Consider the following 8863-nt stretch of genomic DNA (forward strand, 5'->3'; position numbering starts at 1 on the left):
CAAGGAAGAGACCGAGACCGACCTCTTCGGCGAGCAGGCGGTGCTGTGCGGTGGCGCGGTCGAGCTCATCAAGATGGGCTACGAGACCCTGGTGGAAGCCGGCTACGCGCCCGAGATGGCCTACTTCGAGTGCCTGCACGAGCTGAAGCTCATCGTGGACCTGATCTACGAAGGCGGCATCGCCAACATGAACTACTCGATCTCCAACAACGCGGAGTTCGGCGAGTACGTGACGGGCCCGGAGGTGATCAACGAGCAGTCGCGCGTGGCCATGCGCAATGCCCTGAAGCGCATCCAGAACGGCGACTACGCCAAGATGTTCATCCTGGAAGGGCGCACGGGCTACCCGAGCATGACCGCGCGTCGGCGCAACACCGCCGAGCACAGCATCGAGGTGGTGGGCGCGCAGCTTCGCGCCATGATGCCCTGGATCGCCAAGAACAAGCTGGTGGATCAGAGCCGCAACTGAGTCTTCGAGGAAGGGGCTGCACGCCATGGTGCAGGACGGACAGGAACACAAGGTCGCCATCGTCACCGGCGCGGCGCGGGGCATCGGCCTGGCCAGCGCGCGCTGGTTCCTCATGCGCCAGTGGCGCGTGGCCATCCTCGACAAGGACGCGCCCGCGCTCAACGCCGCGCGCGAACAGTTGGAATGGGAAGCGCCGGGCCGCTCCATCGCCCTGCCCTGCGACGTGTCCAACCCCGTGCAGGTGGAGGCCGCGGTGGCGATGGTGGACACCGAGTGGGAACGCATCGACGCCCTGGTGAACAACGCGGGCGTGGCCGTCTTCAAGCCGCTGGTGCAGACCAGCTTCGAGGAATGGCGCCACGTGATGGCCACCAACCTCGACGGCGCCTTCCTGTGCAGCCAGGCCGTGGTGCCCGTGATGCGCCGCCGCGGTGGCGCCATCGTCAACATCGCCTCCATCTCGGGACTGCGCGCCAGCACCCTGCGCGTGGCCTACGGCACCAGCAAGGCCGCGCTCATCCACTTCACCAAGCAGCAGGCCGTGGAACTCGCGGGCCTGGGCATCCGCAGCAACGCCATCGCGCCCGGCCCGGTGGAAACGGCCATGGCCAAGCAGGTGCACACGGCGGAGATCCGCGCCGACTACCACGCCGCCGTGCCGCTGGCGCGCTACGGCTCGGAAGAAGAAATCGCCAACGGCATCGGCTTCCTGTGCTCGCCCGAGGCGAGCTACATCACCGGGCAGGTGCTGGCGGTGGATGGGGGTTTTGACGCGGCGGGGGTGGGCTTGCCGACGCTCAGAAGGGACTTCGGCGGCATTTGAAGAATGGCCAAAATGGCCATCGCCTTCAGGAGTCCACCATGCGCGTCACCGCCACCGAAGCCAAGAACCGCTTTGGCGCCCTCTGCGCCCAAGCCAAACGCGAACCGGTGTTCGTGGAAAAAGCCAGCCAGATCGACACCGTGATCCTCTCGGCCGAACAGTACCAGGCCCTGCAGGCCAATCGCGACAAGGCCACCCGCGCCGCACGCAAGAAGGCGTTCGAAGCCCAGTTCGGCGACTGGATCGATGCCCAGAATGCCCGTGTCGAAGCGCTTGGCATTCCAGGGGCAGATCTGCGTCCCTGGTGAGGGGCACCGGCTCCAGCGTTGCGACTCCCACACCACGGGCGTATTCAGCAGATTCAGTCAAAGCTTGCTCCGCCGGCCGGCTTCTTGTCGCGCATCTGGTCAAACTTTGCAAGCTCCTCATCACTCAACTGAGCCTGTCCACCGATGCCGACCAGCAGGGCTCCGAGCTTCGAGGGCGCTTTCGCATGTGCCGTCGCCTGCGCAGTGTCGATGCGCTCGACCCAGCCGCCGCCCGCCTCCTCGCGGTACCAGTGCCGCCAGCCGTGCCGGTGCGCGTGCTGCTCATACGGCCCGCGCAATACGCGCGGCGTGGCGTCGGTGCTGTGTTCCTCCCCCAGCAGATAGGCCGCGCCCGCGAAGGCCGCCACTCGTTGGGGTTTGAGCTCTCGCAGCTCGGCGTCCGCCAGCTCGCCCGCCTGCTCCACCGACGCGGCGCGCACCAGGAAGCAGGTGTCGGCGCCATCGGGCCCACCCGTGAACGGGTTCTCGGAATCGTTGCCCCAGCGTATGACTTCGTACAGCTTCATCGGGTGTTGCGCCCGGAACAAGGGGCGAATCAGTGTACCGTCCAGGCCCATCGCCACAGACGCAGGAACCCGCCGCATGACCTTCGCCCGCGCCTTCGCCTTGTCCTTCGCCGCCGCGCTGCTGCTGCCCTCCGCGCTGGCACAAAGCACCGGCAAGTTCGATTTCAATCCGCCCGACCTGCCAGCCGAGCTCAAAGGTCTGACCAGCCTGCAGCAGATCGGCGGCGCCTGCGACATGCTGTTCAACCGCACCACCAAGACCCTCACGCAGGAGTACTTCAAAGCCACGGACAGCGAGCGCGCCGGCACGGTCTTCGGCTGGATGCGCGATCTGTCGGCGCGCCGGCAGGCCCTGGAGACCGCGGGCGTGACGGGTATGGGCATCGTGCCCGCCGACATCCCCGTCATTCAGCAGGTGTTCCGCGCGCCCAACATGAGCCCTGCAGGCATGGAGCGTGCCTTCCACTTCTGCGACCAGTTGGGCGATGCCCTCACCAGCGCCACGCGACAAGCCTTCAACGACAAGGAATGGGGCGAGTTCCAGACCGCAGTGTCCAAGCGCGCGCTCAAGACCCTGTTGGACGGCGCGCCCAAAGACTGATCATGAAAACCCTCTACCAGGCCGCCAACGCCGTCGAAGCCCACATCCTGCAGGGCTACCTGCAGCAAGAGGGCCTGAGCGTGCAGGTGCTGGGTGGGTACCTGCAAGGCGCCATTGGCGAGCTGCCGGCCGCTGGCCTGGTGCGCCTGATGGTGGAGGACGACCAGTACGACACCGCGCGCGCGGCCATCGCGCGCTGGGAGGCCGCGCGCCCGGGCAGCGGGGACGGCGACTGAAGCGTCAGCCGCCCAGGCGCTGCCCGGTGGCGTCGCTCACGCTCAGGCGCACATCCATGCCGGCGCGCACGCTCTGCGTGACGGTGCAGAAATCCTCGAACTGCGCGAGCGCGCGCTCCAGGTGCTCCAGTTCGGCGGCGGGCTTGCCCAGGCTCAGCGCCACGTCCACGCCCGTCACGCGCAAGCGCTTGTCTTCGTTGCGGCCGATGGTGGCGGTGGCGGTGGCGCTGAGGGCGCCCGGGTCCTGCTTGTACTTTTGCAGCGCGAACAGCAGGCTGGCGCTGAGACAGTTGGCCACGGCCGCCAGCAGCAGGTGCTCGGGCGACGGCCCGGCGCCCTGGCCGAGCGGCGCGGGCAGGTCGGCGTTGATCGCCGGCATGGCGCCGCCGAAATCGACGAGGAACTGGTAACCCCGCTGCCGGGTGACGGTGATGCTGACGGACTCGCTCATGGGTGAAGGTCTTTCGATGGGTTCGAGGTCGAACCCGACCTTAGCGCGCACGCGCGAGCGAGCTTTGAGGCAAGTCAAACCCACCGGCGACGGCAAGTGCCCACGCGTCGCGCCCGCGTTCGCGGCACCGCCCCTCACCGCGGCAAGGCGTACGCGATCACCGAGTCCCCCGCCTTGGTGCCCAGCGAGCCGTGCCCGCCGGCCGCCACCACCACGTACTGCCGGCCGTCGCGGCCGAGGTAGCTCATGGGCGTGGCCTGGCCGCCCGCGGGCAGGCGGCTTTGCCACAGCGTCTCGCCGGTGCCCAGGTCGTAGGCGCGCAGGTAGTAATCCAGCGTGCCCGACAGGAAGGCCACGCCGCCCTGCGTGATGAGCGGCCCGCCCAGGCTGGGCACGCCCATCTTGAACGGCAGGGGCACAGGCGCCAGGTCGCGCACGGTGCCGTTGCGGCGCTGCCAGACGACCTCTCCGCTGACCAGGTCCACCCCCGCCACGTAGCCCCAGGGCGGCGCCTGGCACGGGATGCCGAAGGGCGACGTGAACGCGCCCATCTTCACCGCGAAGGGCGCGCCGAAGTTCTCGTTGAGCGCGGGCAGGTCGTCCTTGGGCCGCTCCTTGCCCTGCACCATCAGCGTGGTGTCATCGGGCCGCGGCACCAGTTGCGAGGTGAAGGCCAGGTAGGCCGGCGTGGCGAAGGCCACCTGCCGCACCGGATCGACCGCGATGCCGCCCCAGTTGAAGACGCCGAAATTGCCGGGGTAGACCAGCGTGCCCTCGGTGGACGGTGGCGTGTAGCGGCCTTCATAACGCATCCGCTTCAGCGCGATGCGACACCCCAACTGGTCGAAGGGCGTTGCGCCCCACATGGCGGCGCCGTTCAGGGGCTTGGGTTCGAAGGAGATGGCCGACACCGGCTGGGTGGGCGCGGTGCGGTCGCCTTCGGCCGCGCCCTGCGGCACCGGCACCTCGCGCACGGGGTGGACCGGCTTGCCCGTGCGGCGGTCCAGCACGAACAGCTCGCCCTGCTTGGTGGGCTGCACCAGCGCGGGCACGGTGCTGCCCTGGATGCCCAGGTCCACCAGGGTGGGCTGCGAGGGCACGTCGTAGTCCCACAGGTCGTGGTGAACGGTCTGGAACACCCAGCGCAATCGGCCCGTGGCCAGCTCCAGCGCCACCACCGACGAGCCCACGCGCTCGACCTCGGCATTGCGCCGCCCGCCCCACTGGTCTGGCGGCGGGTTGCCCAGCGGCAGGTAGACCAGGCCCAGCGCCTCGTCCACGCTCATGATCGACCACACATTGGGCGAACTCTGCGAATACGTCTGCCCCGGCCGCAGGGGCGTGTTGTCGTCGGGGCGCGCCGGGTCCCAGTGCCACAGCAGCGCGCCGGTGCGCACGTCGTAGCCCCGCACCACGCCGGACGGCTCGCGCGTGGACACGTTGTCCAGCACCGTGCCGCCCACCACCAGCACCCGCTGCGTGGCCACCACGGGCGAGGTGGAGTAGTAACCGCCCAGGCGCACGTTGGGCATGCCGCGCCACAGGTTGATCTGGCCCGTGCCCTGGCCGAAGTTGCGGCAGACCTGGCCGCTGCGCGGGTCCAGCGCGATCACGCGGCCGTCGGCCGTGGGCAGGTAGAGCATGGCGGGGCAGACGTCGGTGGCGGGGCTGTCCTGCGCGGCGATGGGCAGATCGGGCCCGCTGAGTTCGGGGGCCGGGGGCGGCTCGCCGCCGGCCACCGGGGCCTCGCCGGGGTTCGCGGGCACCGCGCTCTCGGAGGCGGACGCCGGCGGTGTCGCGCCCGGGGCCACGCCCTCACCCGACCAGTACGACAACCCGCGGCAGGTCAGGTGCTGCAGCGCCAGGCCCGAGCGGATCTTCGGATCGAAGCGCCAGACCTCCTGGCCCGTGGTCGCGTCCAGCGCGATGACGGACTGGTGCGGCGTGCAGATGAAGAGGTGATCGCCCACCTTCAGCGGCGTGACCTCGAAGGTGGTTTCCTCGGGGTCGCCCGGCTGGCCGCGCTGGTCGCCGGTGCGGAAGTGCCAGGCCTCCTGCAACTGCCCCACGTTCTCGGGCGTGATCTGGTCCAGCGGCGCATAACGCTGGCCGTGGCCGGTGCGGCCATACGCGTGCCACTCGCCGGGCGGCATGCGGTCGGTCTCACCCGGTTGAGCGCGGGCGGTGGGCAGCTTGCCCTCGGTGGCGAACGGGTCCACCACCCAGGAGGCCACCGCCACGCCGAGGAACAAGACCAGCACGCCGGCCAGCGCGCCGCGCCCGCCGCGCCAGCCCATCGACGGCGCCGTGCCGTGCTCCTGAGGGTCGTGGCTCAGGCGGCGCGCCACGCCGGGCAGCAGCAGCAGCAGGCCCAGCACGAAGAACACGTCGCCGCGCGCGGCCAGGCCCCACCAGGCCAGGCCCACCTCCCACAAGGACCACAGCAGCGTGACCAGCACGAAGGCCGCGTACACCCACAGCGCCATGGGCTGCGCCTGCACCAGCAGCAGCGCGACGAAGCCCAGCGTGGCGCCCGCCAGGACGTAGTACGGCGTGCCGCCCAGCATCAGCAACCAGCCGCCGCCCACGAACAGCACCAGGGCCGCCAGGGCCAGCAGCACCACGATGAGCAGGGTGAGCCAGTGGTGCCTCAATGGCGGCGGTGGCGGCGACGGAAGGTGGGGCGGCGCGGCGGTGGGCTGGGTGGGCATGGCGATCTCCCGGGAAAGGGGGGAAAGGGATTCCACGGCAAGGCATGTTCCCGGCCCCGCGCGGGCGCGGCGATTGCCGCCCCAGGCGCCCGCCCTCTTCATGCTCATGACGGCGCACGACAAACAGGCGCTCGACCGCGCCCTCGACGAACTGCAGCGGCAGGTACCCGACCCGATGTGCCGCGCCATCCGCTGGCTGCGCAACCGGCGCGCGCGCTTCGTGCGCGTGCCGCTGGGCCTGCTGTGCATCGCGGCCAGTTTCTTCTGGTTCCTGCCCGTGATCGGCATTGAGCTGCTGCCGATCGGCTTGATGCTCGTGGCGATCGACGTGCCCGTGCTGCAAGGGCCGGTGGCGCGGGCGACGCTGTGGCTGGAGGGGAAGTGGTTGCGGCTGAAGGGGTGGTGGGGGAGACGGCGAACGAGGCGAACTTGACTTGCCGACAGCCAGCCGGCCCGCGGCCGGGGGCGGCGCCCGCTTGCGCGCCTGAGCACCTTACCTTACAGTAAGGCGTCTTATCGGAGCGCGGCAATGACCACTGCAACCATCACGTCCAAAGGACAGATCACCATCCCCGCCGATGTGCGACATGCACTTGCCGTTGAGGCCGGGGACCGGGTGGAGTTTGTTCAGATCGAGCCCGGTCAGTACCTGTTCGTCGCCGCCAATCGTTCGGTGACGGAATTGAAAGGCATGTTCGGAAAGGCCACGAAACGCGTTTCCATCGATGACATGAACTCGGCCATTGCCGCCCGTGGGGCCTCGGCACGATGATCGGCTTGGACACCAACGTGATCGTCCGCTACATCATGCAAGACGATCCCAAGCAGGCGGCCAGGGCGACGAACCTCATCGAGGGCCTGTCGGCCGAAGCGCCGGGATTCATCGCCCTGGTTTCCATTGTTGAACTGGTGTGGGTGCTGTCGTCGTGCTACGAGCTGAGCCGCGCGCAGGTGTCTCAGGCACTTGAGGTCATCCTTCGGTCCAAACAACTCATCGTGGACCGGGCCGAACATGTCGTGCGCGCGCTGCGCGCCTACAGCTCGGGAAGCGCGGACTTTGCCGACTGCCTGATCGAGCGCATTGCGGCTTCGGCCGGCTGCACGCAAACGATGACCTTCGACACAGCAGCCGCGAAAACCGCAGGGATGACGCTGCTTCGCTGAGGCCATGCGCGCCCCGCCGGAAAACTCGGCTTTGCCTCTCAAGCCAGCACCGCAATGGCGGCGCCCACGTTGGCGTTCGTGATGCGACTTTCTCCGGGTCGGGGAAGGCTTGGGCGAACTGCACCATGCGGCGCAGGTTTTGTGGTGTCGAATCAGCGCGCGCAATTCGGTGTGCAGGCTTTCCGGCGGGGTGCCCATCCCGGCTGGGGTCGCGAGCCTGAGCGCAACTGTTCCGCAGCGGCCGTTGCTTCGAGGCCATACACCGCCAGCCGAGCCGTGCGCTGTTGCACGCGTCGTACACCGAACCGCTGAATCCTTGCCACTGACGCCACGCGAGCGCGCACCAACCCGCCAAGCCGCGTTAGCCTTACCCCCGATATCCACCAGGGGGAAGAGACATGAAGTGGAACCGCATCAGAAGGGCATCAGCCCTCATGGCCGCCGCAGCGCTCGCGCTGCTCACCGGCTGCGCCACCAACACCATGACCGGCCGCACGCAGATGAGCCTCATCAGCGACGCCGCGGTGAGCCAACAAAGCCTCTCCTACTACAGCGCCATGGTGGGCGACTACCGCAAGAAGGAGAAGGTGATCGACGCCGGCCCGGTGAAGGAGCGCGTGGAGCGCATCACCAACCGGCTCATCGCCCAGGCCGTGCTGTACCGCCCCGCCGCCGCGCAGTGGGACTGGCGCGTCACCGTCATCGACGACCCCGAGACCGTCAACGCCTTCTGCATGCCCGGTGGGCTCATGGGCATCTACACCGGCTTCATGGAAAAGCTGAACGCCAGCGACGACGAGATTGCGCAGGTGATGGGCCACGAGATCGGCCATGCGCTGGCCGGGCACGGGGCCGAGAAGATGTCGCTGCAACTGACGAGCAACCTGGTGGTGATGGTCTTGTCAGCCGCCACGGCGCAGAACGCGCGCGACATGCAGGGCACCCACGCCGCGCTGAGCGTGGGCGCGCTGGCCTTCGTGAACCGCCCCAACGACCGCCTGACCGAACACGAGGCCGACCGCATCGGCATCGAGCTGGCCGCGCGCGCCGGCTACAACCCGCCGCCGCCGTGACGCTGTGGGACAAGATGGGCAAGCTCAGCGGCAAGCAACGCGCGCACTTCCTGTCCACCCACCCTTCCAGCGAGCAGCGCGCGCAAACGCTGAACGACATGCAGGCGCCGATGCGCAAGTTTCAGACGCGCGCGCTGGAGGCGCAGGCCGGGCAGGCGCCGGGCCAGGGCCATGCAAACAACCATGGGCACGGCCACGAGCACGACTGGCTGAACGCACCGAAAGCCAGCCGGCCCGTGATCGACGAGTCCAAGGCCATCGCGCTCTATTCGCCGCGGTGGGAGGACTTCGAGATGGGGCGCACCGAACTCAAGGGCAGCAACACGCCGGGGTTCGTGATGAAGCAGCGGGCGCTGAAGGAGATGCACGACCAGGCGCGCTGGCGGGATCTGGCGTCAACGGTGATGGATCTGGATCACCGGTTGGACTTGAGCTACCACTACCTGGGGGTGGCGGCGAAGGGGATGGGGTTTGAGGGGGCGGGGAGGGAGTACTTGGAG

General features: G+C 68.8%; 11 protein-coding genes and 2 pseudogenes. 10 read left to right on the forward strand and 3 right to left on the reverse strand.

The window, feature by feature from the left end; genetic code table 11:
- From VLG41_RS17395 to VLG41_RS17405, 3 genes and pseudogenes are all read left to right on the forward strand, one after another.
- A pseudogene (locus tag VLG41_RS17395) lies at positions 1 to 469 on the forward strand (ketol-acid reductoisomerase); the annotation flags it as partial.
- Between the two features lie 25 nt (positions 470 to 494).
- A complete protein-coding gene (locus VLG41_RS17400) occupies positions 495 to 1292 on the forward strand; it encodes an SDR family oxidoreductase (RefSeq protein WP_325350651.1) in 798 nt (265 codons plus the stop codon).
- 38 nt (positions 1293 to 1330) lie between these two features.
- A complete protein-coding gene (locus tag VLG41_RS17405; protein WP_325350652.1) occupies positions 1331 to 1600 on the forward strand; it encodes a prevent-host-death protein in 270 nt (89 codons plus the stop codon).
- A 53-nt stretch (positions 1601 to 1653) separates the two neighbouring features.
- Here VLG41_RS17405 and VLG41_RS17410 read toward each other — a convergent pair whose 3' ends face one another.
- Positions 1654 to 2127, reverse strand: coding sequence for a hypothetical protein (locus VLG41_RS17410; protein WP_325350653.1), 474 nt, complete (start codon positions 2125 to 2127; stop codon positions 1654 to 1656).
- 76 nt (positions 2128 to 2203) lie between these two features.
- Here VLG41_RS17410 and VLG41_RS17415 point away from each other — a divergent pair, with 76 nt between their 5' ends.
- Positions 2204 to 2728: a hypothetical protein gene (locus tag VLG41_RS17415; RefSeq protein ID WP_325350654.1), complete on the forward strand. Its 525-nt coding sequence runs from the start codon at positions 2204 to 2206 to the stop codon at positions 2726 to 2728.
- A gap of 2 nt (positions 2729 to 2730) precedes the next feature.
- Entirely contained in the window at positions 2731 to 2964 is a 234-nt protein-coding gene (locus tag VLG41_RS17420) for a DUF2007 domain-containing protein (protein WP_325350655.1), read from the forward strand.
- A 4-nt stretch (positions 2965 to 2968) separates the two neighbouring features.
- Here the strand turns inward: VLG41_RS17420 and VLG41_RS17425 are convergent, their stop codons facing one another.
- Together VLG41_RS17425 and VLG41_RS17430 are read right to left on the reverse strand one after the other, a co-directional pair.
- Entirely contained in the window at positions 2969 to 3415 is a 447-nt protein-coding gene (locus VLG41_RS17425; protein WP_325350656.1) for an OsmC family protein, read from the reverse strand.
- Positions 3416 to 3549: 134 nt separating this feature from the next.
- A complete protein-coding gene (locus VLG41_RS17430) occupies positions 3550 to 6126 on the reverse strand; it encodes a membrane-bound PQQ-dependent dehydrogenase, glucose/quinate/shikimate family (RefSeq protein WP_325350657.1) in 2577 nt (858 codons plus the stop codon).
- Between the two features lie 106 nt (positions 6127 to 6232).
- On the opposite strand from VLG41_RS17430, the gene VLG41_RS17435 reads away from it, so the two are divergent.
- The 5 genes and pseudogenes from VLG41_RS17435 to VLG41_RS17455 all read left to right on the forward strand — a co-directional run.
- A complete protein-coding gene (locus VLG41_RS17435; RefSeq protein ID WP_325350658.1) occupies positions 6233 to 6559 on the forward strand; it encodes a hypothetical protein in 327 nt (108 codons plus the stop codon).
- Between the two features lie 96 nt (positions 6560 to 6655).
- Positions 6656 to 6898 carry an AbrB/MazE/SpoVT family DNA-binding domain-containing protein gene (locus VLG41_RS17440; protein WP_325350659.1) on the forward strand — a complete coding sequence of 81 codons (243 nt, stop codon included), beginning with the start codon at positions 6656 to 6658 and terminating at the stop codon, positions 6896 to 6898.
- Complete coding sequence (locus tag VLG41_RS17445) at positions 6895 to 7290, forward strand: type II toxin-antitoxin system VapC family toxin (RefSeq protein WP_325350660.1); 396 nt, start codon at positions 6895 to 6897, stop codon at positions 7288 to 7290. The genes VLG41_RS17440 and VLG41_RS17445 overlap by 4 nt, the downstream gene beginning before the upstream one ends.
- Before the next feature lie 398 nt (positions 7291 to 7688).
- Positions 7689 to 8363: a M48 family metallopeptidase gene (locus VLG41_RS17450; protein ID WP_325350661.1), complete on the forward strand. Its 675-nt coding sequence runs from the start codon at positions 7689 to 7691 to the stop codon at positions 8361 to 8363.
- Positions 8360 to 8863, forward strand: a pseudogene (locus VLG41_RS17455) (hypothetical protein); the annotation flags it as partial. The gene VLG41_RS17450 and the pseudogene VLG41_RS17455, both read left to right, overlap by 4 nt.

Source organism: Hydrogenophaga sp., from assembly GCF_035481345.1.
Taxonomy (GTDB): Bacteria; Pseudomonadota; Gammaproteobacteria; order Burkholderiales; family Burkholderiaceae_C; genus Hydrogenophaga.